24 protein-coding genes are annotated in these 24981 nt (G+C 64.0%); 12 read left to right on the top strand and 12 right to left on the bottom strand.

Features of this window, described 5'->3' with window-relative positions; genetic code table 11:
- Entirely contained in the window at window positions 1-1131 is a 1131-nt protein-coding gene (locus YY7_RS0108390) for a glycosyltransferase family 4 protein (RefSeq protein ID WP_035689553.1), read from the bottom strand.
- A 281-nt stretch (window positions 1132-1412) separates the two neighbouring features.
- Here YY7_RS0108390 and YY7_RS0108380 point away from each other — a divergent pair, with 281 nt between their 5' ends.
- Entirely contained in the window at window positions 1413-3644 is a 2232-nt protein-coding gene (locus tag YY7_RS0108380) for a GumC family protein (protein WP_028162854.1), read from the top strand.
- A 272-nt stretch (window positions 3645-3916) separates the two neighbouring features.
- Here the strand turns inward: YY7_RS0108380 and YY7_RS0108375 are convergent, their stop codons facing one another.
- On the bottom strand, window positions 3917-4909 hold the full coding sequence (locus YY7_RS0108375; RefSeq protein WP_028162853.1) for a Bug family tripartite tricarboxylate transporter substrate binding protein: 993 nt from the start codon (window positions 4907-4909) through the stop codon (window positions 3917-3919).
- A 108-nt stretch (window positions 4910-5017) separates the two neighbouring features.
- On the opposite strand from YY7_RS0108375, the gene YY7_RS0108370 reads away from it, so the two are divergent.
- A complete protein-coding gene (locus YY7_RS0108370; protein WP_028162852.1) occupies window positions 5018-5980 on the top strand; it encodes a LysR family transcriptional regulator in 963 nt (320 codons plus the stop codon).
- A gap of 130 nt (window positions 5981-6110) precedes the next feature.
- Here the strand turns inward: YY7_RS0108370 and YY7_RS0108365 are convergent, their stop codons facing one another.
- On the bottom strand, window positions 6111-7295 hold the full coding sequence (locus YY7_RS0108365; RefSeq protein WP_028162851.1) for a GNAT family N-acetyltransferase: 1185 nt from the start codon (window positions 7293-7295) through the stop codon (window positions 6111-6113).
- A 124-nt stretch (window positions 7296-7419) separates the two neighbouring features.
- Between YY7_RS0108365 and YY7_RS0108360 the strand changes: the two genes are divergently transcribed.
- On the top strand, window positions 7420-8460 hold the full coding sequence (locus tag YY7_RS0108360; protein WP_028162850.1) for a polysaccharide deacetylase family protein: 1041 nt from the start codon (window positions 7420-7422) through the stop codon (window positions 8458-8460).
- An 87-nt stretch (window positions 8461-8547) separates the two neighbouring features.
- On the opposite strand, the gene YY7_RS0108355 is transcribed toward YY7_RS0108360, so the two are convergent.
- Complete coding sequence (locus tag YY7_RS0108355; RefSeq protein ID WP_028162849.1) at window positions 8548-8757, bottom strand: DUF2842 domain-containing protein; 210 nt, start codon at window positions 8755-8757, stop codon at window positions 8548-8550.
- 94 nt (window positions 8758-8851) lie between these two features.
- Here YY7_RS0108355 and YY7_RS0108350 point away from each other — a divergent pair, with 94 nt between their 5' ends.
- From YY7_RS0108350 to YY7_RS0108340, 3 genes are all read left to right on the top strand, one after another.
- On the top strand, window positions 8852-9946 hold the full coding sequence (locus YY7_RS0108350) for a COX15/CtaA family protein (protein ID WP_028162848.1): 1095 nt from the start codon (window positions 8852-8854) through the stop codon (window positions 9944-9946).
- Between the two features lie 149 nt (window positions 9947-10095).
- The gene (locus YY7_RS0108345; protein ID WP_028162847.1) at window positions 10096-10911 is read left to right on the top strand and encodes an FTR1 family iron permease; all 816 of its coding nucleotides are present in this window, start codon (window positions 10096-10098) and stop codon (window positions 10909-10911) included.
- 195 nt (window positions 10912-11106) lie between these two features.
- Entirely contained in the window at window positions 11107-12975 is a 1869-nt protein-coding gene (locus YY7_RS0108340) for a DMP19 family protein (protein WP_155255084.1), read from the top strand.
- Window positions 12976-13223: 248 nt separating this feature from the next.
- Here YY7_RS0108340 and nadC read toward each other — a convergent pair whose 3' ends face one another.
- The 8 genes from nadC to YY7_RS0108300 all read right to left on the bottom strand — a co-directional run bounded on the left by nadC (window position 13224) and on the right by YY7_RS0108300 (window position 21218).
- On the bottom strand, window positions 13224-14072 hold the full coding sequence (nadC, locus tag YY7_RS0108335; protein ID WP_028162845.1) for a carboxylating nicotinate-nucleotide diphosphorylase: 849 nt from the start codon (window positions 14070-14072) through the stop codon (window positions 13224-13226).
- Window positions 14069-15619: an L-aspartate oxidase gene (locus YY7_RS0108330; protein WP_028162844.1), complete on the bottom strand. Its 1551-nt coding sequence runs from the start codon at window positions 15617-15619 to the stop codon at window positions 14069-14071. The genes nadC and YY7_RS0108330 overlap by 4 nt, the downstream gene beginning before the upstream one ends.
- On the bottom strand, window positions 15616-16602 hold the full coding sequence (nadA, locus tag YY7_RS0108325; protein ID WP_028162843.1) for a quinolinate synthase NadA: 987 nt from the start codon (window positions 16600-16602) through the stop codon (window positions 15616-15618). The genes YY7_RS0108330 and nadA overlap by 4 nt, the downstream gene beginning before the upstream one ends.
- Window positions 16603-16656: 54 nt before the next feature.
- Entirely contained in the window at window positions 16657-17607 is a 951-nt protein-coding gene (locus YY7_RS0108320; protein WP_028162842.1) for an NUDIX hydrolase, read from the bottom strand.
- A gap of 18 nt (window positions 17608-17625) precedes the next feature.
- A complete protein-coding gene (locus YY7_RS0108315; protein ID WP_028162841.1) occupies window positions 17626-18048 on the bottom strand; it encodes a hypothetical protein in 423 nt (140 codons plus the stop codon).
- Between the two features lie 214 nt (window positions 18049-18262).
- The gene (locus YY7_RS0108310; protein WP_028162840.1) at window positions 18263-19543 is read right to left on the bottom strand and encodes an O-acetylhomoserine aminocarboxypropyltransferase; all 1281 of its coding nucleotides are present in this window, start codon (window positions 19541-19543) and stop codon (window positions 18263-18265) included.
- Between the two features lie 150 nt (window positions 19544-19693).
- Window positions 19694-20278, bottom strand: a complete 585-nt coding sequence (locus tag YY7_RS0108305; RefSeq protein WP_028162839.1) for a CoA-binding protein — start codon at window positions 20276-20278, stop codon at window positions 19694-19696.
- Window positions 20279-20396: 118 nt separating this feature from the next.
- Window positions 20397-21218 carry an enoyl-CoA hydratase gene (locus YY7_RS0108300; protein WP_028162838.1) on the bottom strand — a complete coding sequence of 274 codons (822 nt, stop codon included), beginning with the start codon at window positions 21216-21218 and terminating at the stop codon, window positions 20397-20399.
- An 87-nt stretch (window positions 21219-21305) separates the two neighbouring features.
- On the opposite strand from YY7_RS0108300, the gene YY7_RS0108295 reads away from it, so the two are divergent.
- The 6 genes from YY7_RS0108295 to YY7_RS0108270 all read left to right on the top strand — a co-directional run bounded on the left by YY7_RS0108295 (window position 21306) and on the right by YY7_RS0108270 (window position 24976).
- On the top strand, window positions 21306-21734 hold the full coding sequence (locus YY7_RS0108295) for a PaaI family thioesterase (RefSeq protein WP_028162837.1): 429 nt from the start codon (window positions 21306-21308) through the stop codon (window positions 21732-21734).
- Between the two features lie 158 nt (window positions 21735-21892).
- Entirely contained in the window at window positions 21893-22357 is a 465-nt protein-coding gene (rplM, locus tag YY7_RS0108290) for a 50S ribosomal protein L13 (protein WP_028162836.1), read from the top strand.
- Between the two features lies 1 nt (window position 22358).
- Complete coding sequence (rpsI, locus tag YY7_RS0108285; protein ID WP_028162835.1) at window positions 22359-22835, top strand: 30S ribosomal protein S9; 477 nt, start codon at window positions 22359-22361, stop codon at window positions 22833-22835.
- Window positions 22836-23067: 232 nt separating this feature from the next.
- Window positions 23068-24285, top strand: a complete 1218-nt coding sequence (locus YY7_RS0108280; RefSeq protein WP_028162834.1) for a GGDEF domain-containing protein — start codon at window positions 23068-23070, stop codon at window positions 24283-24285.
- A gap of 60 nt (window positions 24286-24345) precedes the next feature.
- Complete coding sequence (locus YY7_RS0108275; protein WP_028162833.1) at window positions 24346-24582, top strand: hypothetical protein; 237 nt, start codon at window positions 24346-24348, stop codon at window positions 24580-24582.
- Between the two features lie 97 nt (window positions 24583-24679).
- Window positions 24680-24976 (top strand): antibiotic biosynthesis monooxygenase family protein, encoded by a 297-nt coding sequence (locus YY7_RS0108270; RefSeq protein WP_028162832.1) that lies wholly within the window; start codon window positions 24680-24682, stop codon window positions 24974-24976.
- Window positions 24977-24981 lie beyond the last annotated feature (5 nt).

Genomic DNA, 24981 nt, shown 5'->3' with positions numbered 1-24981 from the left:
TTAACGATTGGCAAACGCGTCGCGATAGCCGGCGAGCACGCCCTCGACCATTGCCTTCTGTGAAAAATGCGCCGAGATTCGCTCGCGCAGCGCCGTTGCGCGCGCCAATGTCGCGGCGGGATCGTCGAGCGCGCGGCTGATCGCTTCCGCCATGGCAGCAGCATTGCTCGGTGCAAACAGCGCATCCCTGTGCGGGCCGAAGATCTCGGGGATGCCGCCGACATTGGCGGCTACCATCGGGATCCCCGCGGCCGCAGCCTCGATCACGACATAGGGCATGGAGTCGCCGCGAGAGGGAACGACCAGCAGCTTGCCTTTCGAGAACCCGTAGCGCGCTTTGACATGGCCGATGAAGCGCGCGGCATCGCCAAGCGCAAGCTGTTTGACCTGTGCCTTCAGCTTCTCCGACTCCTCGCCGTCGCCGGCAAGCGTCAGCGTCACCGGCTTGCCTTCGGCGCGCAGTTTCGCCACGGCGTCGATCAAGAGGTCCGCCCCCTTGATGTGCCTGAACTCGCCGACATAGACGATGTCGGTGGCATCATCAGTGCGATCGATCGGATCGAACTCTTCCGCGGTCACGCCATTGAACACGCAGCGCACCACGCCGCCGGTCGGCGTGCCGACCGTGCGTTGATAGGTGTCGCGTGCGAAGGCGCTTTCGAACAGGAACAGGTCGGTGCTGTTCATCAGCGCGCGCTCGAGCCGGCTGTAGAAATTGCCTTTCAGCGTATCGAGCGGGTAGTGCAGCGAGCCGCCATGCGGCGTGTAGACGCGAATCGTGTGCTTGGAGTGCGGCCGCAGGCGGACGTAAGCGCCGGCCTTGGCGCCGTGGCCATGCAGCACGTCCGGCTTCCATTTCCATATCAGGCCGGCGATCTGTGCCCAGACCATCGCATCGGCAAACCGCGGCTCGCGGCGAATGGCCACACGGCGGACGCCAAGTTTCAGGCGCGGTTCGATTTCCGCAAGCGCGGTGGCGGCGCGCTCGCCGCCGGTGATGCTGTCCGTGACGATGCCGACGTGATGGCCACGCTCGATCTGTCCGTTGGCGACGTCGAGGATATGACGAAAGATCCCGCCGACAGGGGCGCGCACGACATGCAGGATGCGGAGCGGCTGGTCGGAATCCATGGTCACAGCCCACGCCCGCTAATGAATATGCGATCGCCGGCTGAGGCGCCGCGCGCAAGCATCGAAGGCAGGCGAAAGACAGCGGCGCGCATGCGGCGCATTCTGGGAATCCCGACAAAATATCGCGGCCGATTAAGGACGCCCATGGTTAACAAAGCGTGACGCGCGGGCGTGTGCGCCGTGCTGTTCGTCAAGCGGGCCGATTAACCCACCGGCAACCTTAATGGAGTGTAATCGCGCCGGCTGAAGCAGATTGAGTGGCGTCCCCGCGGGAGTGAACAATGCGTTTTGCGTTCTGGCGTGCAGGAAAGGACAGGGCCGTGGTCCAGCGCGCGCTTGCAAAGCCCGCGTCGGCTGCGACCGTTGCCGCGTCGCCCGTAGGCGATCTCGACCTGCCTGCGCTCGGTCGGGCGCTGATGCGCAAGCGGAGCTGGATCATCGTGCCGACGGTGCTGGCGTTCACGCTGTCGCTTGCCGCGGTCAATATGGTGACGCCGCGCTACAAGTCGGAAGCGCGCATCCTGATCGACGGCCGCGAGAACGTGTTCCTGCGGCCGAGCGGCGAGCGCAACGAAGAGCGCAACGTCGTCGATCCGGAGGCCGTCACCAGTCAGGTGCAGCTCCTGCTGTCGCGCGACCTCGCGCGCGAGATCATCAAGAAGAACAAGCTTGCCGAGCGGCCGGAATTCGATCCGGTGCTGCAGGGCTTCTCGCCGCTGAAATCGCTGCTGGCGCTGTTCGGCATCGGGCGCGACCCCTTCTCGCTGACGCCGGAAGAGCGCGTGTTGGAAGCCTATTATGACCGGCTGCAGGCTTATGCGGTCGACAAGTCGCGCGTCATCGTCGTCGAATTCCAGTCGCGCGATCCCGAGCTTGCCGCGCGGGTCGCCAACTCGATCGCCGAAGGCTATCTGGTGCTGCAGCAGAATGCGCGGCAGGAGCAGGCGAGAACGGCGAGCCAGTGGCTGGCCGGCGAGATCGAGAATTTGCGGAAGAAAGTCGCCGACGCCGAATCCCGCGTCGAGGATTTCCGTTCCAAGTCGAGCCTGTTCGTCGGCACCAACAATACCTCGCTGTCCAACCAGCAGATGGGCGAGCTCAACACGCAGCTCAATAATGCGCGTGCACTAAAGGCCGACGCCGAGACCAAGGCGCGGCTGATCCGCGAGATGTTGCAGAGCGGCAAGCCGATCGAAGCTTCCGAAGTGCTCAATTCCGAACTGATCCGCCGCCTCAGCGAGCAGCGGGTGACGCTGCGCGCGCAGCTCGCCGAGCAATCGTCGACGCTGCTCGACAATCATCCGCGCATCAAGGAATTGAAGGCGCAGCTCGCCGATCTCGATCGGCAGTTGCGCGAGGAGGCGGGCAAGATCTCGCGCACGCTCGACAATGACGCGCGCGTTGCCGGTGGCCGCGTCGAGGCGCTGAGCGCGAGCCTTGATCAATTGAAGAAGCAGGCATCGTCCTATAACGGCCAGGACGTCCAGCTCCGCGCGCTGGAGCGCGAAGCCAAGGCGCAGCGCGACCTGCTTGAGTCCTATCTGGCAAAGTATCGCGAAGCCAATACGCGCGAGAACATTGAGGCAGGACCGTCCGATGGCCGCATCATTTCGCGCGCGTCGGTCTCGAATACGCCGGCCTATCCGAAGAAGCTGCCGATCGTGCTGATCGCGACGCTGGCGACCTTGTTGCTCTCCTCAGGCCTGATCGTGACCGGCGAGCTCCTGCGCATGACCGCGCCGCGCGCCGCCGCGGCACCGGTCGTGCCGCCGATGACGGCGCGGGCGCCGGTTCGCGCTGCCGCCGTCGAGAGCGACGACGAGCAGGAACCGGAGCTGGAGCCGGCAGCGGAGCCCGAGCCCGAGGTCGAGGCTGCATCCATCGCGCCGCAGCCTGAAGCCGCCACTGCCATCGGAGAAATCGAAGAGCTCGCCGAGAAGCTGCGCCGGGCTGGCGCCGACGCACGCAAGGTTACGGTGCTGGGGACGGCCTCGAGCGAGAGCATCGCGCTGAGCACGCTGACGCTGGCGCGGCTGATGGCGCGCGAAGCCAAGGTCGCCGTCGTCGACCTCGCTGCGGCGTCGCCGACGATAGCGGCGGTCTCGACCGATCCCGGCGCGCCGGGGCTTGCCGAATTGATGCAGGGGCAGGCGACGTTCTCGGAGATCATCACGCGCGACCGGCTGTCGCGAGTCAATCTGGTCAGTGCCGGCCGCCCTGGTTTCGATCGCGCGCAACTGCAGTCGCCGCGGCTGGCGCTCGCGATCGACGCGCTGCTCAGCGTCTACGACCACGTGCTGCTCGATGCCGGCACGGCTTCCGACCTGCCGGCCGATCTGTTGACGGCGCACGCCCGCGCCGTCGTGGTGCCGGACGCCTCGATGGCCGACGATGCCCGCCGCCTGATGCGCGAGCAGCTTGCCGCGGTTGGCTTCTCGGAAGTGACGATGCTGACGAAGCCGTGCGAGCCATCGGACGCCGTCGAGCCGGGCCCGCGCGTGGTCGCAGCGTAGACCAGCGGCGCCCGCAGGGCTGTGGCATATGAAATAGAACTTGGTGGGCGATCCCTTCGCGGCCCATCCTTCGAGACGCCGCTGCGCGGCTCCTCAGGATGAGGTCTGATTTCGCGGTGGAATCTTAGACCCTCATGGTGAGGAGCGCCGCTTGCGGCGCGTCTCGAGACGATGCTGCGCATCGCTCGGAGAACCATGAGGCCCGCATCGTCCACAGCCTCCAAACAGTTATATGCGATGGCCCTGACGACGCCCGAGGGTAGCTGAGACCTTCAATCGCTCGGCGTGAACTCGGTTGCCTGCACGATCGCTTTCCAGCGCTCGGATTCGGATGTGATGAGCCGGGCGAAGTCGGCGAGGGGAATTGCGTCGATCTCGACGAACTGTTTTGCCATGCCGGCTTTGACCTCGTCGGTGCGCAAGGCCGCCTGGATCGAGCCATTGAGCCTTTCGACTGTTACCGCCGGGGTCTTTGCCGGCACGAAAAACCCAAACCATGTGAGGTCCTCAAGTGAGGGATAACCGGCTTCGGCCATCGTGGGCACATCGGGAAGAAACGCGCTGCGGCGCGGTCCCGTGGTCGCCAGCGCACGAAGCTCTCCGGACTGGACCAGGCCAACGGAACTGCCGAGCGGCATGATGGCCGAGGCGATCTCGCCTTTCACGAGATCCTGTATCGCGGCCCTGCCTTGATAGGGCACATGGAGATACTCGAACCGCGCAGTGCGGCCCAGCATCGCCCCGATGAAGTGCAGCGTCGATCCAGCACCCGCCGTGCCGTAGGTCGCCTGCGTCGGATTGGCGCGGCACCATGTGATGAATTCAGCCAGCGTCTTTATCTCGCGCGGCACCTTCGGACCCACCGTCAGCAATGTCGGGAATGAGGCGACGGTCGAGACCGGAATAAAATCACGCGGCTCGTATCTGAGCGTCTTGTAGACGTGAGGAAACAGCGTCAAGAAGCCAAGCGGCGCCAGCAGAAGGACGGATCCATCGGGAGCGGCCGCCTTCACGGCCTCCACCGCGACGCGCCCGCTCGCACCTGGCCGGGTCTCGACCACGATCGACGCCGCATAATCCTTCATCTGATCGGCAACGAGCCTCGCCACGGCATCGGGAAGCCCGGGCGTGAAGCCTGTCAGTATATGCGCGGTCTTCAGGCTCGGCTCGGCGATGCTCTGCGGCACGAGACCGGCGGCGGAGAAAGCAATGCCGGCGCCTGACATTGCCAGCATTTCGCGGCGCGTCATCACCATCCAGGCCATCGGATCCTCCGCGTCTGAAACGACTGGGTCGAGAGGATGCTTGAGGCGGGCATATCCGTCCAATGCTAGTATGTGAGGGTTTCATAACTGTTTTGATAAGGATCGGACATGCAATCCATTGAGCGAGCCCGGCGCCGCATCAAGCTGCGCGATCTCCATATCCTGCTCGTCGTGGCGCAGCGGGGCAGCATGGCAAAGGCCGCGGCAGAATTGGCGATTTCTCAGCCTGCGGTCTCGAGAGCGATCGCCGACATGGAGCATGCACTCGGGCTTCGGCTTCTCGACCGCGGCCGCAACGGCATCGAGCCCACGCCGTATGGGCGCGCCCTCGTCAAGCGCGGCACAGCGATTTTCGACGAGCTGATGCAAGGGCTCGAAGAACTCGAATTTCTTGCCGATCCAACCATCGGACAGCTCCGCATCGGTAGTTCGGAAAGCGTTGCGGCTGGCCTGCTTCCAGCAGTAATCGATCGCTTCACGCGGCGCCATCCAGGCATCCGCCTGAATGTCGCGCAGATGGTGCTTGGCACGACGCGTTACAGCGAACTGCGCGAGCGGAGTATCGATCTGTTGCTGGGTTGGATCCCGACGCCGTTCGCCGAGGAAGATCTGGCGGTGGAGCCCGTGCTGATTGACCCACGGGTTGTGGTTGTGGGGCAGCGAAGCAAATGGACGCGATGTTCCAAGGTCAGCCTGGCCGATCTTGCCGATGAAGCCTGGATCCTGCCGCCGCCCGACACGTTTCCAGGCTCCGCCACGGCTGATCTGTTTCGCGAAAGCGGATTGAGCATGCCTCGCACGCCCGTCACGACGCTGTCGCTTCACCTTTGCTGCAGGCTCGCTGCGACCGGGAACTTCGTCACCTTGCTTCCAAGCTCGATTGTGCAATTCAGCGGCCGCGATCTGTCGCTGAAGAGACTTCCGGTCAAGCTGCCGCGAGCGTCGGCTGTGTCGGCGGCCATTGTAACGCTGAAGAACCGCACGTTGAGCCCGGCTGCCGAGATATTCGTCGCGTGCGTTCGCGAGGTCGCGAAGTCGATGGCAGGCAAATCGACGGCCCACACGCAATGAGCTGCACGTCGGTGTAATAGATGAAGCTCTAGGGCATCGGTTCTGACTGGATCAGAACCGTTGCCCTAGATTCTGGTCTTGACGCGTTTTCTTCACGCGAACCGGTGTTCACTTCGCTCGAAAACGCGCTCTAGCGGAACATGCCGCGCAGGTTTTGCGCGAGATCGAACAGCGCGCGATTATGCTTGACCAGCCGCTTGGCGCTGACGACGCCGGACATGGCGCTCGCAGCTGGCCTGCCGCGCCAGGAGAGCGGAATGAAGCTGTCGAAGATCGGCTCGTCGCTCTTGCAGAACAGCCGCTTGTATTCATCCGAGCCGATGCCGAGGTCGATGGCGCGGTAGTTCAGCGCGGCATAGTGATCGATGATGTTGCGCATCAGGATGAGGCCGGGGCTGAACTTGGCGCTGGCAGACATCGTGTAGGTGTTGAACATCATCGAGAAGCGATGGCCGTCGGCGACGCCGGCGAACATCGCGATCACCTCGTCGTCGCATTCGAGCGCGTGGATGTCGATGACGTGGCCGGCGCCGGGAAGCCCGGTGAGGCAGGCGGAGCGGATGAAATCCTCGACGCCCGGCTCGGCAAAGACGTTGGGCAGCTTTTGTTCGGCCATGCGCTGCGGCTTGACGCGGAAGAACCAGTTCAGGACTCGTGTGACATCGGCGTCGGTGGCGGCGATCTGATAGCGATAGCCGGCGAGCTGCTGCAGCTTGCGTTCCTTGCCCTTCAATCGCCGCCGGAATGAATTGCTGATGAGGGTGGTGCGGTCGGCGCCCGGCTCGATGGCGAGCACGGGACAGTCGTTGACCGAGGATTGGTGCGGCAGCAGGGCCAGCGGGTTGGGCAGATCGCGCCAGTTGAGCGGCTGCTGCTGCAAGGCGAGCACGTCGGCCTCGCCGCGTGCCGCGATCGCCGACACCATGGTCCTGAGATCGGCGGCCGTGGCGCCCGCGGCGAAGTCGCGGTCCCACAGCGCCATGTTGAAGGTCGCGTGCTTGCCGCCCATGAATTTAGCACAGCGCACGCCCAGCGCGCTTTCGAGCGTCAGCGGCAGCACGAACAACGGCCGGCGTTCGTCATCATGGCCGATCACGATGAATGGGGCGACGCCCTCGCGTGCGCCGACCTGCCGCTGCCAGGCGGCGAGAAAATCAAAGCGCTGGTACGGCGTGCAGAATTGCTTTTCGAAGGCACGCCATGTCGGTTCGACGGCTTCGAGATCGCGAATGATCTCGACACCGGCGACGCGGCTTGTTTTCGACCACGCTTCCAACTCCGCCGTTCGTGCTTCGATCGCGGCAGCCATGGTCATTGCCGAGTCCGGTATTAATCGATTGTTTACAATTCCGCTTGGGCGACCTTCGCAGGGAAATGTCAACAAAGAGTAATAACAATCGTTAGACGGCGCCTGGGAACCGCCGGATCGGGGGCGGGACGTGGTGTCGGAAATCACTTTCTTGAAGCGGGCACAGATGGAGCTCGCTTACTTCTCAGGCTATGCGCGGTTGCGGCAACGGCGGGCCGGCGGGGCCGGCGCCATCCTGCGCTTCGAGCGCGTGCGTGCGCGCCGTCGGGACCGGTTTCAGCCGCTGGCCTCGCGCGAGATCACCCCTCGGTTCCTGGACCGCACGATCCGGGCGCTCAAGCGCTGGAACTACGAGATCGTTTCGATCGACGAAGCCTGCCGCCGCGCCGTCACCTTGCCGCTGCCGCGCCGCTTTGCCTGCCTGACGTTCGACGGCGGCTACAAGGATCTGGCGACGGACGCCTATCCGGTGCTGTCGAAGCATGGCGTGCCCTTCGCCATCTACCTGCCGAGTGCGTTTCCGGATGGGCTGGGGGAGGCGTGGTGGCTGGCGCTCGAGAAGATCATCGCGCGCGAGAGCCGCATCAGCCTCGTGATCGAGCGCAAGGAGCTGCATTTTTCGATTGCTGGTGTCGCGGAGAAATACGAGCTCTACGAGTTCCTCGCGAAATGGATGCGGACATTGGCGCCGCCGGATCTCTCCGTCGCGATCAACGATCTCTGCAAGCGCTACGGCGTCGATCTGGCAGCACTGTCGCGCAGCGCCTCGATGGACTGGAGCGATCTCACGATGCTCGCGGCCGACCGCAACGTCACGATCGGCAGTGCGACGGTGAACTATCCGGCGCTGTCGAACCTGCGCGACGTCGATGCCGAGCGCGAGATGGCAATGGGCAAGGCGGTGCTCGAGGCCGGCATCCGTCGCGAGATCAGGCATTTTGCCTATCCGTTCGGAGACAGCGAGAGCTTTCGCCGTCCGCATATGCTGATGGCCGGGGGGATCAGCTTTGACAGCGCGGTGTCGAGCATCGGAGGGATCGTGGAAACGCAGGGGCGTACCAACCTGCACGCGCTGCCGCGGGTGTCCTGGGACGGACGGCGGCGCTCGCTGCGCATGATGCGGGTGTTGCTGTCGGGCGTGATGTTTCCGAGACCGCGCGTGCAGATCTAGAGCGTCTTCGAGCGAAGTGGATACCGGTTCGCGTGAAGAAAACGCGTCAAACAAGAATCCAGAGCTGCGGTTCTCAGAACCGAAGCTCTAGGCGCGGTCGGGCCGCGACATCCAGGCCACGATCGGCATCGCCGGCAGCACCCAGCCGAGCCCGGCCACGACATAGAAAATCGCCTGCAGCAAGCCCGAATTGGCGAGCCAAGGCGTCTGCGCGACCGTCATGCCAAGCAGCGACCACACCACCACCAGCATCAGCAGGAAGATGGTTCCAAGCAGCTTGCGGGTGCGTATATTCATGGCCGGTTGATCGATAACTCGTGAGGCAAAGCGCGCCTTGCGCCTGCGAGGAGGCGGACTATAAGGGGCGCGCCAATCCGATCAAGCAGGACCGATGACCGCACGTTCCGCCCCCGAGCCATTCCAAAATGCTCACCTTCGCTGGTGGCTGCTTTCGGTCGCAGCCCTGATCGCGATGATGGTGCTGGTCGGCGGGGCCACCCGGCTCACCGAATCCGGGCTTTCGATCGTGGAATGGAAGCCGGTCACCGGCACGCTGCCGCCGCTGACCGAGGCGCAATGGGCGGAAGCCTTCGAGGGCTACAAGAAGATCCCGCAATATCGCGAGCTCAATGCCGGGATGACGCTCGCTGAGTTCGAGACGATCTACTGGTGGGAATGGAGCCACCGCCTGCTCGGACGCGTGATCGGGATCGCCTATCTGCTGCCGTTCCTCTATTTCCTGTGGCGCGGCGCCGTCACCGACGGCGAATTGAAGCGGCGGCTCTGGCTGATCTTCGGGCTCGGCGCGTTGCAGGGGGCGGTGGGCTGGTGGATGGTCGCTTCAGGCCTCTCCGAGAAGGTCGAGGTCTCGCAATATCGCCTCGCTGTCCATCTGATACTGGCGCTGCTGATCTATTCGGCGATCGTCTGGACGCTGCGGCGGCTTTCCGACCGGCCGCCAAATCCGGCGCCGCTCCGGCTGAAGATCGCCGCTTTGCTGCTGCTGGCGCTGACCTTCCTGCAGCTCTATTTCGGCGCGCTGGTCGCGGGCCTGCGCGCGGGAAAGGTCTACAACACCTGGCCAGAGATCGATGGCGCTTTCATTCCATCCGCGGGGCGTCTGTTCTTCGAGCAGCCCTGGTGGCGTAATCTGTTCGACAATACGCTGACCGTGCAGTTCGAGCACCGCATGACCGCCTATGCGCTATTGGCGCTGGCGATCCTGCATGCGATCGACACCATCCGTTCGCGCGCAAGCGGCGCGGCTATCGCCGGCGCCTGGTGGCTGGTGGCGGCGATCACGCTACAGGCGACGCTCGGGATCCTGACGCTCTTGAACCAGGTGCCGATCGATCTCGCGCTCATGCACCAGGCCGTGGCGATCGTGGTGCTCACGCTGGCGGTCCTGCAGGTCGAGCGGCTGCTGCCGCGACGCCGCGAAGTGGGACGGCCAAAGCTTGCCGTGCCGGTCGGTCAACCCGGTTGAGTTGAGCTATTCTAATCTATCGTTGCCGCCAGAAGTGCCCGTTTTGCACGGGCTTTTTGAATGTTCCGGCAGTTGACGAAATCGTGCAGGCCGCCATCGCTTTACTTGAAAACCCCTGGCGATAGAACGAACGAAAAATGGGTTCGCTCATGTCGTCTGCATTCATTCAGGCCGCCGTCATCCTGCTGCGCGAAGGATTAGAGGCGATGCTGGTGATCGCCGCGCTCGCCGGCTATCTGTCCAGGGTCGGTGCCGGCCATCGCATCCAGGCGCTCTATGGCGGCGCGCTCGCTGCAATCGGTGCCAGCATCATCGCAGCCTGGCTGTTCGCGGTGCTGAATTCGGGCGAGCACAGCGACATCCTCGAGGGCGTCATCATCCTGTTTGCCGCGGCCCTCATGCTCTATGTCAGCGGCTGGCTGATGGTGAAGCAGGACCCGCAGGGCTGGAAGGAATATCTCGCGCACAAGGCCGACACGGCGCTGGCGCAGGACACGGTGTGGGCGGTCGGCGCGCTCGCTTTCCTCGCGGTGTTCCGCGAGGGCGCCGAGACCGTGCTGTTCATCAACGCGCTGGCCAGTACGGAAGGCGGCTGGAGCGCAGGCCTGTTTGCCGGCCTCGGCGCCGCCACCATTGCGCTTGCGGTGCTGTTCTATTTCATCAACCTGATCGCCCAGAAGATTCCGCTGCGGCCGTTGTTCATCCTGACCTCGGCTTTCCTGTTCGTGATGGCGATCAAGTTCATCGGCGAGGCCGTGCAGGAATTCCAGGAGCAGGCTCTGCTGCCGTTCACGGAACTGAAGAGCCTGTCCTGGCTCGCCGATCTCGGCCTGAACCCGACGCTGGAAGCGCTGTCGCTGCAGCTCCTCGTGATCCTGTTCGCACTCGGGACCTATTCGGTGTTCCAGCGCAACGGTCGCCTGACGCGCCAGAGCAAGGCGTCGACCAGCGCAGCAGCTGAATAATCTCACACGCCATCGATCCAGCCCGAAGATCGCGCGTCGCCGGTTCCGCCGCGCTGCGAATGGCCGCGAAGGGGGGCCGCTCCGACTTTTCGCGGTATCAAAACACCATGTGACAGTTTTTTTCTCGTTTGTATTGCGGATTCCGCCGCGCTGAAGTGTCTGTAGAAGAGGGGCATCTTGGGGCGGTGCATGCAGATGACTGAGAACGAGGAGGCTCGGCGCGCGCTTGAGCCTCAGGGGGTGATTGCACGTGAAATCCTTATCCCCGACGCCGATGTGGCAGAGGACGGCGATCTGGTCGCCACCGTCGTCGATTTCGTGAATTGGGCGATTGGCCCGGCCCACCTGGTCTCCGGCGAGATCGTCGCGGAGGCATTCTGGAGCTATCACGCCGACTATTATCTGGCCCAGGTCAACAACGGCGGCCATGGCCAGTTTGCCCATAACGGTGGAATGAGCGAGCAGACGCTCGACAATTGTCGCCGCGGGCTCGTCGCGATGGGCGCAAAGGATTACGTCGCGATCTTCGACGAGTTCATGGCCATCATGAAGGGCGATCCGCGTCGGGCAAAAGCCATACAGGATGGCAGCGGTTTTGGGAAAATCGATCCCGCGATCGAACTGCTCGACAGGCGCTTTTTTGCGCTCGGCGACATGACCAAGCTCAACGCAGCCTGGCTGCGCACGCTGCCGGCCCTGCGATCGCTGCCAAACGATCGGCTCACGGCCGAGCGCGAAGCGGTCATTGCGCGCAATTCCCTGCTTGCTGCCCGCCAGGACTATCTGCGGCGGGCCAAAGCGCGTTTCAGCGCCTCTGACCCGATCCAGGTGGCAGCGCGTGCGACCTGCGCGCAGGAGCGCATCGCCTTCGAAGGCGTGAATGCGGGCCTGCCGGTGGGCGATGGTCAGATCGCCTGGACCCTGAGCACGTCGGCCGGCTTGCGCATGCTTGTGATGGGACATGGCATCGCCGTGCTGCGGGACAACGGGTCGCTGCGCGGCCAGTATTTCTTCGAAACGGGCGATACCTATCCTGCACCCGTCGGCGACGGCGAAATGCGCCGGGCGCTGATCGATGCGACGTCGCGTGATATTCGCGAGCGGATGAGATCGGCTGCGGGCGAGAGGACATCGGCATCGCCGGCGCAGTCCCGTGAGACGATATTGGCGAACTTTTTGTCACCTGCATTCAATGCCTTCTGGGGCAGCTTCACGGCCGGATCGAAGCGGATCAACACGGCGATCACCTGTCCCTATGTCGGGCACAATCCCTCTCTCGTGAGCTACGTTCCGCGCGCCTCGTCTCCGCTGCTGGCGGCTACCGAGGAGCATTCCCTGATCCGGCTCATTATGGCCAATGCGCTGTGGGATTCGTTCCTGGCTGCCGATGCCTTCAACGACCAGATGCTTGAGGAGCCCGATCGCGCCGCGGCCCTGTTGATCAATCTCGGAGCCGCCGCCACGGTTGCGGCGACCAGCCTGCGCGTGCTCGATACGGATCGCATCGCGGCGCTTGCCGTACTTGCGCCCGGCGATTTCGTGCGGGAGCAATACAACGTCCGATTCCAGCTACTCGAGATCGCGCGCTGGTGGTTCAGTTTCGTGCCCAAGGCGGCAGCCGCGTTCGCAGAAACAAGTTTTGCGCAGCGGTCGTGGATGTTCAACAACGTCTGCTTCAACCACGCCCAGGCGCTCGCCGAAGCGCTCCGCCCCTCGGTGACATCAGATTTGACCGACGCGCTCGCCTATTTCGATCGGGAATATCCGTCGATGGCAATGCCATCCATGGAAGTGACCTATGATCTGGCGCTCAAGACATGCACCTCATATTTCGCGAGGTCCGAGCGCCACGCCAAGGCATGGGCAAACGTCGTCGCTGAAACGCGCCATATGATTATGAGCGCCAATCCCTATGATGAGGCGATGGTCTTCGTGGTTACGCCCGACATTGTGCAGGTTCGCACCTCCGAAAAGCTGGTCGGTCTGATCGGGGTTGTTGAGAACGAGGTCAGGGCGCGGCAGGTTTTCTACTATCGCAAGGAAGGCGCGCGGGCAGCTCTTTGAGAGCGTGCCGGTATGCAGCCTCATCACCCGCTAAAGCATGATGAGATTAGGTCGAGTTGGCGCCATGTCGGAGGTGCCATACCTCTCCCCGTCGGGGAGAGGTCGGATCGCATCGCCAGATGCGATCCGGGTGAGGGGATGAACTCCATCGAGGAACCGTAACCCCTCACCCGGCGCTGCGCGCCGACCTCTCCCTGTGGGAGAGGTGGACAACCGCGGTCACGCCGGTTCAAGCAAATCGCAGCGCGCTAGAGATAATCCAGCCCGATATCGAGGGCGGCCGAGGAGTGCGTGACCCAGCCGACGGAAATGAGGTCGACGCCGGTCGCCGCGATCGCGGGCGCAGTGGTGGCCGTGATGCGGCCCGATGCTTCCGTGATCACCTTGCCGCGCGTCATCGTCACGGCCTGCCTGAGATCGTCGACCGTCATGTTGTCGAGCAGGACCGCGTCGATCCCGAGCGCCAGCGCTTCTTCAAGCTGCGCCAGTGTGTCGACTTCGACCTCGATCTTGACGAGATGGCCGACATGCGCTTTGGCGCGTTCGATCGCGGTGCGGATGCCGGCGGCAAGCGCGATGTGGTTGTCCTTGATCAGCACAGCGTCGTCGAGGCCGAAACGGTGATTGCTGCCGCCGCCGGCACGCACCGCGTATTTTTCCAATGCGCGCAGCCCAGGCGTGGTCTTTCGGGTGCAGACGATCTGCGCGCGCGTGCCTTTCACGGCAGTAACCAGCGACGCCGTTGCCGTTGCGACGCCGCTGAGGTGGCAAAGGAAATTGAGTGCGGTCCGCTCGCCCGTCAGCAGCGCGCGCGCCGGGCCGTTGATGGTTGCAATCGTGTCGCCGGGCGCGACGACGCTGCCATCGGGCCGTTCGATCTCGATCCGGATCGCTGGTGATATCGTTTGAAAGGCGCAGCGTGCCACGTCGAGGCCGGCGACGACGCCCGGCTGGCGCGCCCGCAACGCGAGCGAAGCGCGCTGATCGGCAGGCACGATCGCGTCCGCCGTGATGTCGCCGGCGCGGCCGAGATCCTCAAGCAGTGCGGTTCGCACCAGGGGTTCGTACATCAGGGGCAGAAGGGGATTGAGTGTCACGACTGAGCGCTCCTGATCGGCAGTTCGGATTCGATGATCTCGCCGGCGATACTGAGTGCACCTGCGAGGGTGAAAGTGGAGGGCACGCCCTTGGGCAACGTGTCCGGAAAGTCGGTGCGGTAGTGGCCGCCGCGGCTTTCCTCGCGCCTTGACGCCGCGACGGCGATCATCAATCCGACCAGCGCCGGATCGGCGGCGGAGCCGCTCCCCCTGGCCATCGGATAGAGATTGCGAATGGCGCGCTCGATCGAGGGCCGATCACGGAGCACGCCGAGGGCCTGCGAGACGAACGGCCGCACCGTCGATGGATCTGATGCAGGCGGGAGCGCGGTCGGCGTGCGCAAAGGAGCGGCACCGCTAGCCACGCCATTGACGCTCTCGGCGACCCATTGCGCAGAGACGATGGCTTCCATCAGCGAATTGCTGGCGAGCCGATTGGCGCCGTGCAGGCCGGTGCGGCTGACCTCGCCGCAGGCCCACAAGCCCGTCACCGTGCTGCGGCCTTCGCCATCAACGGCAATGCCGCCCATGTGATAATGCGCCGCCGGACGCACCGGGATCGGATCGTCGGCCGGATCGATACCGGCCATCTTGCAGAACGCGCTGATGACGGGATAGCGCTGCGCGAAATTCTTGCCTGGATGCTGCCGTGCATCGAGGAAGACGCGGTGTCCCTCGGCGCGGTGGCGCCAGACCGCGCGCGCCACGATGTCGCGCGGCGCGAGCTCGGCGCCCGGTTCGTTCGCCATGAAACGCTGCCCGGTCTCGTCGATCAGGATCGCGCCATCGCCGCGGATCGCTTCGGTCAGCAGCGGCATCGGTCGCGACGGTCCGTCGAAGGCGGTAGGGTGAAACTGGATGAATTCGAGATCGGAGAGCACGGCGCCGGCACGGGCTGCGAGCGCCAGCCCCTGGCCGAAACAGCCCATCGGATTGGTGCTGTCCTGGAACAGGCCGCCAATGCCCCCGGTCGCCAGCACGACGCGGTTAGTCGGGATGACGAGCGAGCCACGCTCGTTTGCAGCGAGCACGCCCTCGACTGCGTTGTCCTCGACGATGAGTTGGCGCGCCTCAAAACCCTCGATCAGCGTAATCGACGGGCAGCGCCGCACGGCGGCGATCAGTGCGCGCATGATCTCGCGCCCGGTGCCGTCGCCGGTGGCGTGAACGATCCGCTTGCGGCTGTGCGCGGCTTCGAGTCCAAGCTGCCAGCTCCCATCCGGTCTGCGATCAAAGCCGACGCCGAGCCGCGCGAGACGCTCGACGGCAGCGGGCGCTGCATCCACGATGCGGCCCGCGGCCTCTTCGTCGCAAAGGCCGGCGCCGGCGGCGATCGTGTCCTGCAGATGCAGGGCAGGGGCGTCGTCGTCGCCGACCGCCGCCGCGAGCCCGCCTTGGGCCCACATGCTGGAGGCCTCCGCCCCGAGCGGCGATTTCGACAGCAGCACGACCGGTGCGGGCGCAAGCTGCAGGGCCGTCATCAATCCAGCGGCGCCGCCGCCAATGATCACCGGTTGCCCGGCCAAGGCCGAAACATCCAAGCTCATAGGGCCAGCATCCTTTCGACGGAGCGCCGCGCGCGCTCTGCGATCTCAGGATCGATCGTAACCTCGTGCTCGTTGGTCTCGAGCGCGTGGCGGATGTTCTTCAGCGTGATCCGCTTCATGTGCGGGCAGAGATTGCAGGGGCGGATGAACTCGACGTCGGGATGGAGCACCGCGACGTTGTCGCTCATCGAGCATTCCGTCAGCAGCACCACGCGTGCCGGATGCTCCTTGCCGACAAAGCCGGACATGGCTGCGGTGGACCCCGAGAAATCCGCCTCAGCCACCACCTCGGGCGGACATTCCGGATGCGCCAGGATGGTGACGCCGGGATGATTCTCGCGAAGCTGGCGCACATCCTCGGCATTGAAGAGCTCGTGCACTTCGCAACGGCCCTTCCAGGCCGTGATCTTCACCTTGGTCTGCGCGGCGATGTTCTGCGCCAGATATTCGTCCGGCAGCATGATGACATGCTCGACGCCGAGCGATTGCACGATCGCCAGCGCGTTGCCTGAGGTGCAGCAGATATCGGACTCCGCCTTCACCGCGGCCGAGGTGTTGACATAGGTGACGATGGGGGCGCCCGGATAGCGCTCGCGCATCAGCCGTACATCGGCCGCCGTGATGGACTCCGCGAGCGAACAGCCGGCCTTGAGGTCGGGGATCAGCACCGTCTTCTCGGGATTGAGCAGCTTTGCCGTCTCCGCCATGAAGTGCACGCCGGCGAGCACGATGACGTCGGCATCGACCTTGGTCGCCTCGCGCGCGAGCGCGAGGCTGTCGCCAACGATGTCGGCGACGCCATGGAAGATTTCCGGCGTCTGATAATTGTGCGCCAGCACCACCGCGTTGCGCTTGCGCTTCAGATCGAGAATGGCGTCGACATCATCGGCGAAAGTCGCCCATTCGAATTCCGGGATCACCCGTTTGACGCGGTCATAGAGCGGCGCGGTGCGCGCGAGCGCACCGGATGAGATTGCAGCCATTTATGCTCTCCTTGAGTATATTTCGTATTATACTTATCCTGAGCATAATGGAAGTCAAGAGCGTGAGAGCGGAAGCTTGGTGCCGGCGACGGCCCGTTCGGCCACAATGCCGTGACGGAAGCGGAATAGCTTGGCGGGGCGACCGACCGTCTCGGCCGCCATTGCGCCTGTCTCTTCAACGAGTTCCTGCTGCTCGATCAGGCGCCGAAAGTTCTGTTTGTGCACAGTGCGGCCTGCAAGGGCCTCAACACTGCGTTGCAGCTGCAGCAGGGTGAATTCGGCCGGCATCAGCTCGAAGACGACCGGCCGGTATTTGATCTTGGCACGCAGCCGCGCGATGCCGGTGGCCAGAATGCGGCGATGATCCGATATCATGGCGCGGCCGGGTACGACGGCATCCCCGGTGCCCTTGGCACGAACTGCTTCGGGGATCAGCGAGGCCTCGTAGAGGAGCTCATAGCGCTGCAGCACCAGTTCCTCATTCCAGGTGCGGTCGTCGAGGCCGAAGGTGATGGCGGCGCGCTGCCAGCGCGCTTTCTGCACGGAGGTGCTCTCTGCCGATTTGGCCCAGGCGCGCAGCTTCGGCGCCACGATCTTGGCAAGCAAGGCAGGGGTACCCGCGCGATGGTCTTCCCACGGGAAGTATTCATACCAGCCGGACCAGTGGCCCTCCGAGCCTTCTCTGACTTGGTCCTCGCGGGTCAGGCCGAGATAGCTGATCGAGATGCGATGCGGCGCCCTGGCATCACCGGTGCGCCCGTGATCGGCGAAAGTGTAGAGCTGCTCGACATAGCCGAGCGGGTGTCCTGTCTGCGCCTCGACCCAGGCCCGCAGGCCGGTCTGCAGCGAGCGATGCCCGAACTGGAACGGACCGCTCGGCAGCGCGGTCGCATTCGCGATCGTCATGATCTTGGGCTCGCCCTCGGTCACCGCGACCAGGACGGCGACGAGGTCAGCGGCGATCGCGTCGATCGATGTCTCGGCTTTTCGCGGTGCCTTTGCCACGCGGGCGTCCTGTCGCGGCTAGCAATAGCCGTAAACGCCGCAGGCGTACGGCAGGCGGTTCCAGTAGGGACCGCCGTAGTAGGGGCCCCCATAATACGGGCCGTCATAGCTGTAGGAGAAGTGATTGCCGTAATAGCCGGGCAGGGTCGACGAACCCGGCAGGATCGGCTCGCCACTGACGAATGGCACGTAAGGGATCACGGCCGCAGGCGTGAACAGCACGTCCGGATCCTGTTCGACTACGACGATCTGGCGGCCACGGCGGATATAGGGGGCTGATGTCACTGACGTCCGGTATTTGTAGTGCGGGCGCGGCAGGCCGGGCGGCAGTTGGCGGGCGGCGCGGTAGGCCGCGCGGTTGGTAGCAACCGGGCCGTCGGCGGCAACGGCGGCATCAATCGCAAGCAGGGCGATCGAAGAGAACAATATCGAGCGTAGCATCGTCGTCTCCGAATCGAGAGGGCGACAGAATGCCACCTTATAGCGGAATGACCGTTAATGAGAGGCTCGCGACATCAGACCAACGCCTTCACCGTCATGGCCGGGCTTGACCCGGCCATCCACGTCCTCTTGTTCGCGACTTCCAAGAACGTGGATGCCCGGGACGAGCCCGGGCATGACGAAGAGAACTTGGCGCGTTCCGCACACGGGGACCTTAAGCCCGCAGCGCCTGGTCGAGGTCGGCGATCAGGTCGTCCTTGTCCTCGATGCCGATAGAGAGCCGGACCACGTCGGGGGCGGCGCCGGACTTGATCTTCGCGGCATCGTCGAGCTGGCTGTGGGTGGTGGAGGCCGGATGGATCACCAGCGAGCGGGTGTCGCCGACATTGGCGAGGTGCGAGAACAACCTGAGGTTCGACACCAAATTGACGCCGGCGTCATAGCCGCCCTTGAGGCTGAAGGTGAACACGGCGCCCGCGCCCTTCGGCGCATATTTACGCGCGAGATTGTTGTACTTGTCGCCGGAGAGCCCGGCGTAATTCACCGACGCCACCGCGGGATGGCCGGCCAGGAATTCCGCGATCGCTTTGGCGTTGTCGCAATGCTTCTGCATGCGGAGCGGCAGCGTCTCGATGCCGGTCAGGATCATGAAGGCGTTGAACGGTGACAGCGCCGGGCCGAGATCGCGCAAGCCGAGCACGCGGCAGGCGATCGCGAAGGCGAAATTACCAAAGGTCTCCTGGATCTTGATGCCGTGATACTCCGGGCGCGGCTCGCTCAGCATCGGATATTTGTTGTCCTTCGACCAGTCGAAGGTGCCGGCATCGACGATGATGCCGCCGAGCGAGTTGCCGTGGCCGCCCAGGAACTTGGTCAGCGAGTGCACGACGATGTCGGCGCCGTGGTCGATCGGCTTGATCAGATACGGCGTTGCCAGCGTGTTGTCGACGATCAGCGGCACGCCGGCCTTGCGCGCCACCGCGGCGATCGCCTCGATATCGGTGATGCTGCCGGAGGGATTTGCGATCGATTCGATGAAGATCGCCTTGGTGTGCGGCGTCACCGCGCGCTCGAAGCTTTCGATCTCGTCCGGATCGGCCCAGGCGACGTTCCAGCCGAAGCTCTTGAAGGCATGGGTGAACTGGTTGATCGAGCCGCCATAGAGTTTTCGCGCGGCGATGATCTCGTCGCCCGGCTTCATCAACTGCTGCAGCACCACGACCTGCGCGGCGTGTCCCGATGCGACCGCGAGTGCGGCAGTGCCGCCTTCGAGTGCGGCGACGCGCTCCTCCAGCACCGCATTGGTCGGGTTGCCGATACGGGTATAGATGTTGCCGAACGACTGCAGGCCGAACAATGAGGCCGCATGGTCGGCGTCGTTGAACACGAATGACGTCGTCTGATAGATCGGCGTCGCCCGCGCGCCGGTGGTGGGATCGGGCTGCGCACCGGCATGCACGGCGAGGGTCGAAAATCCCGGAAGGCGATCGGTCATTCTGAGTGTCCTGTGTTGGATCGGAAATGAAATGCGCGGCATGCTGATGGCAGCAACGACGGCCGTCAAGGCGAGTTGCGAGCCGTATGCGCGTTGGGAACAGCGTGCTTCGTTATGACGCGATGTCGAAACATTTGTTTCGTCGTTGCGTCACGTCGTCTCGGTCTTGTTCTTTGCGGCACGATCGGATGCGGCGGTTTCGCCGCCGCCGACGCTCATCCGATTCAGCGACAGCCGCATGCCCTGCGTCGGCATCGGCGCACGCTTGGAGCTGAGCGTCCGCGAATTGACGCCCATCCAGGAAATCTCTGATGACAGGCGGCCATATTCGATTTTCGGGCAGCGGTTCATGACGACCTTGATGCCGACAGCTTCGGCCTTTGCGGCGGCCGCATCGTCGCGTGCGCCGAGCTGCATCCAGATCACCTTCGGCAAGGGCGACAGCCTGAGCGCCTCCTCGACAACCGGCATGATGTGGCTGGAGTTGCGAAAGATGTCGACCATGTCGATCGGGCGTCCGATGTCGGCGAGCGACGCGACGAAGGGCTTGCCGAGCAGGCTCTTGCCGACATGGCCGGGATTGACCGGGATCATGTCGTAGCCGCGCTCCGCCAGATATTTGAAGGCGAAATAGCTCGGCCGCACATTGACCGGCGAAGCGCCGACCATCGCAATCGACTTCACGCTGTTGAGAATGCCGCGGATGTAGTTATCGGGGTAGCTGTCGTGGTTCATCTTCGCTTCTCTCGCCCCTCATGGTGAGGAGCGCGGAACGCGCATCTCGAACCATGAGGCCCCAGACGGGACCTGCATCCTCCGAGACGCCTGCTTCGCAGGCTTCTCAGGATGAGGATCATCTATCCTGCCATTTCGGTTCGCGCTTCTCGATGAAGGCACCGATACCTTCCTCGGCGTCGCGCGCCATCATGTTTTCGGTCATCACCTCGGCGGCGTAGCGATAGGCGTCCGCGAGTGTCATCTCGGCCTGGCGGTAGAACGCCTCCTTGCCGAGCTTGACAGTGTAGGCGGATTTCAGCGCCACTTTTTGCGCCAGCGCAATCGCGGCCTCGCGTTCGGTGCCGGCAGGCACGACGCGGTTGATGAGGCCGATGGCCTGCGCGGTCGCGGCCGAGATTGGCTCGCCCGTGAGCAGCATCTCCATGGCCTGCTTGCGCGGGACATTGCGCGACAGCGCCACCATCGGCGTCGAGCAGAACAGTCCGATATCGACGCCGGGCGTCGCGAAGGCCGCGTTCTCCGAGGCGACAGCGAGATCGCAGCTTGCGACAAGCTGGCAACCGGCGGCGGTCGCAATCCCCTGGACGGAAGCGACCACTGGCTTCGGCAGGTGCACGACCGCCTGCATCATCGCGCTGCAGGCGTTCATGATCTCTGCGAAATAGGCGCGGCCGCGATCGGCATCGCTGCGGCGCGCGGTGAGTTCCTTCATGTCGTGGCCGGCCGAGAAGGCGGGGCCGTTGGCGGCAATGACCACGCAGCGCATGGCTGGATCGTCATGAATTGCCTTCAGCGCGCCATGCAGCTCGGCGATCAGGCCCTCGGAGAGGCTGTTCCGCGCGGCGGGACGGTTGAGCGTCAGCACGGCGATGCTGCCGACCTGCTCGCGCAGGAGGATCGGCGATTGCGGCGCGACGGCACGGGCGGCTTGGGGCATCTCCAGATTTCCACTGAGGCTTTTTGTCAATTAAGGCTTGGCTACAACTTAATGTAACACGCTGACTGAATCGAGGGTGGGGACGGCATGGCGCTGGCGAAAATGAGCGTGGCTGAAGTGGAGAGGTTCCTCCGCGACGAGTTTCCGCAGGCGTTCAGCGGGAACGACATCATCATCGAGAGTGCCGACGGCGAGACCTGTCTCTTGCGCCAGCGCTACAGCGAGCGGATGCTGCGGCCGGGCGGTACCGTGTCGGGTCCGACGCTGATGGCGCTGGCCGATTTCGCGATGTATGTGCTGCTGCTGTCGGCGATCGGCCCGGTGGGTCTGGCGGTCACCACCAATCTCAACATCAATTTCCTCCGCAAGGGCCAGCCGGGGCGGGACGTACTGGCGGCGGCGAGGCTGCTGAAGCTCGGCAAGCGGCTGGCGGTCGGGGAGGTCAACCTGCTTTCGGGCGATTCGGCGGATCCGATTGCGCATGTGACGGCGACCTATTCCATTCCAAATAAATAGAGTTTCTGAAGGTATTATTGCACCTTATTTATAAGCCTTTGTTTTGGCTAAGATAAATCTCACCAATTGGCGTTGACGAATTTCGTTCGCTTCTCTAGAAAGCCGCCAGTCCGGCGCGGCAGTCTTGCGCCGAAAACTCCTTTCCACGGACAGCTCACATGAAAACCTTTTCGGCCAAGCCCGCCGAGGTGCAGAAGAAGTGGGTCGTGATCGACGCCAAGGGTGTGGTGGTCGGCCGGCTCGCCACCATGGTCGCGATGCGCCTGCGCGGCAAGCACCTGCCCACCTACACGCCGCATGTCGATTGCGGCGACAACGTCATCATCATCAACGCCGCTCACGTGGTGCTGACCGGTCGCAAGCGCGACCAGAAGGTCTACTACAAGCACACCGGCTATATCGGTGGCATCAAGGAGCGCAGCGCGAAGCAGATCCTCGAAGGTCGTTTTCCGGAGCGCGTGGTCGAGAAGGCCATCGAGCGCATGATCCCGCGCGGCCCGCTCGGTCGCATGCAGATGGGCAATCTGCGCGTCTATCCCGGCGCCGAGCATCCGCATGAAGCGCAAAACCCTGAGAAGATCGATTTCGCCTCGCAGAACCGCAAGAACATGAGGGCCGCATAAGATGTCCGATACCATGCAGTCTCTCGATCAGCTTGCGCAGCTGAAGCCGGCGGCTCCCGATGCGCCGAAATATGTGAAGAAGATCGACAAGTACGGCCGCGCTTATGCCACCGGCAAGCGCAAGGACGCGGTTGCCCGCGTCTGGGTCAAGCCGGGCTCCGGCAAGATCTCCGTCAACACCCGAGACGTCGAAGTCTATTTCGCCCGTCCGGTGCTGCGGATGATGATCCAGCAGCCGCTGGTCGCCGCCGCCCGCGCCGGCCAGTATGACGTGATCTGCACGGTCACCGGGGGCGGCCTGTCCGGCCAGGCCGGTGCGGTGCGCCACGGCCTCTCCAAGGCGCTGACCAATTTCGAGCCGGAATTGCGCGGCGTCCTGAAGAAGGGCGGCTTCCTGACCCGCGACTCGCGCACGGTCGAGCGCAAGAAGTACGGCCGCGCCAAGGCGCGCAAGTCGTTCCAGTTCTCGAAGCGCTAACCGCTTCACTGCAATTTGCACCAATTGCGAAGGGCGCCGCGAGGCGCCCTTTTTGCTGCGCCTTTGCGCATCAATTGTCGCAGTTTTTCCCGAAAACTTTTGTGTGCACGCAAACGGATTGCCAACGCGCCACGCATAGCCTGAGCAGCATTAACGGCGCGCTATCCTTTTCGGATCGCGCCCTTGAGATCGTGGCATCACACGCTTTCATCACACGCACCAGGCAGGGCTCATGTCGTTCGATACTTCGACGCTTTATCTGTTTGCCACCATGGTGGCCGGAATGCTCGGCGCCATGTTGTTGTTCTTCGGCAATCAGGAGAAGATTCCGGCGTTGAAGTGGTGGGGTAGCGCGTATCTGCTCGGTGCTGCCGCGGTCGCGGCATCGACCATCGCGGGCTCGATGCTGGGCGAAATTGCTTCGCTGGCGCTGAATGCGGTGGGCTTCATCGCCTGCGGCATGGTGTGGAACGCGGCACGTGTGTTTCATGGCCGCAAGCCGAATGTCGCCGGTCTCGTGCTCGGCGCGATCGCCTGGGTCGGCGCCGCGCTGGCCTTGCCGCCTGAGCTGCCCACGCTGAAGCTGACCATCGGCGCCGCGATCATCGCGATCTACGCATGCCTCACGGCAGCCGAATTGTGGAGCGAGCGGCGGCGGGCGACTCAAAGGCGATGGCCCGCACTCGCGGTGCCGGTGCTGCATGGCTGCGTATTGCTGCTGCCGATCCTGGTCGGCAATTTCCTGCGCCCGCATGATGCGGCGTTCGGCAACAGCACCTGGGTGACGGTGTTCTCGGTCGAGCTCATCCTCTATGCGATCGGCACCGTCTTCGTGATCTTCATGCTGGTATCGGACCGCGAGGTGACCGCGCACAAGACGGCGGCCTCGATGGATCCTCTGACCGGCATGTTCAACCGCCGCGGCTTTGCCGAGGCCTGCACGCGGGTGATCGAACGCGAGGCAAGCGCCGGCCGGCCGGTGACGGTGATGATCTTCGACATCGACCACTTCAAATCGATCAACGACCGTTTCGGCCATCCCGCCGGCGACGAGATCCTGAAATTGTTCTCGGCCGTCGTCGTCAACAACCTCCGCATCAGCGATCTCTCCGGCCGCATTGGCGGCGAGGAATTCGCGGCGCTGCTGCCGTGCTCGCTGGAGGAGGGCGTGCTCGCCGCCGAGCGCGTGCGCGAGTGCTTCCAGGCCTCCGGCATCGTCTGCGACGAGGGGGCGGTCGACACCACCGTCAGCATCGGCGTTGCGGGTGGACCGGCAGGCACCGAACTCGAGGTGCTGCTGGCGGCCGCCGATACCGCGCTCTACCAAGCCAAGCGCGGCGGCCGCAACCGCGTCGAGGCCGCGGAAGAGTTGCCGCTGTCGCTGGAGAACTGGCGGCGCAAGACCGCCGGTCTCGCACCGCAGGCGCGCGAGACGCCGATCGCGGCGTGAGAGCGATTTGAGCGATATTGGTAGGATTCCATTTACCATTCGATTCCTATGATCCGGGCCATGGAATCGACCCGCCTTCACAATGCCCAATCCGCCCTGCTGTCGCTCGAAGCCGCCGCCACCACCGCCCGCGGCGGGTTCGCCTGCCTTTTCTCGAGCTCGGCTGAATACGAGACCGCGCTGATCGCCGAGCGCCGCGCCCAAGGCCGCTACGGCCGCCCGCGCAGCCCTTGGCCGATGCTGATGTTTCTGGGCATCACGTTGATGGTCCTCGGCACGGTGCTCGTGTTCAATTAGGTAACGGGAACATCCCGTATCGGTGAGGGCGCCGCGAGGCGCCTTTTTCTTTTCCACAAGCTGGGCTAGAGACGGGCCCTTTCCAGGGAGAAGCCCAATGGTCACCGAAATTGCACTCATCGACGTCAAGCCCGGCAGCGAGAAGGATTTCGAAGCTGCGGTGGAGAAGGCACGACCGCTGTTTCTGCGCGCCAAGGGCGGCAAGGGGTTCGAATTGCACAAGTCGATCGAGAAGCCGTCGCGCTACCGGCTGGTTGCGAAGTGGGAGACGCTGGAGAACCACACCGTCGATTTCCGCGGCTCGGAAGACTTCGCCGCCTGGCGGGCGCTGGTCGGGCCGTTCTTTGCCGCGCCGCCGGAGGTCGAGCATACCGAGATCGTGGTGACGGCCTGAGGCTC

The sequence above is a fragment of the Bradyrhizobium elkanii WSM2783 genome, assembly GCF_000472865.1.
Classification (GTDB): domain Bacteria; phylum Pseudomonadota; class Alphaproteobacteria; order Rhizobiales; family Xanthobacteraceae; genus Bradyrhizobium; species Bradyrhizobium elkanii_A.
This window is presented reverse-complemented; position numbering and strand designations above follow the sequence as displayed.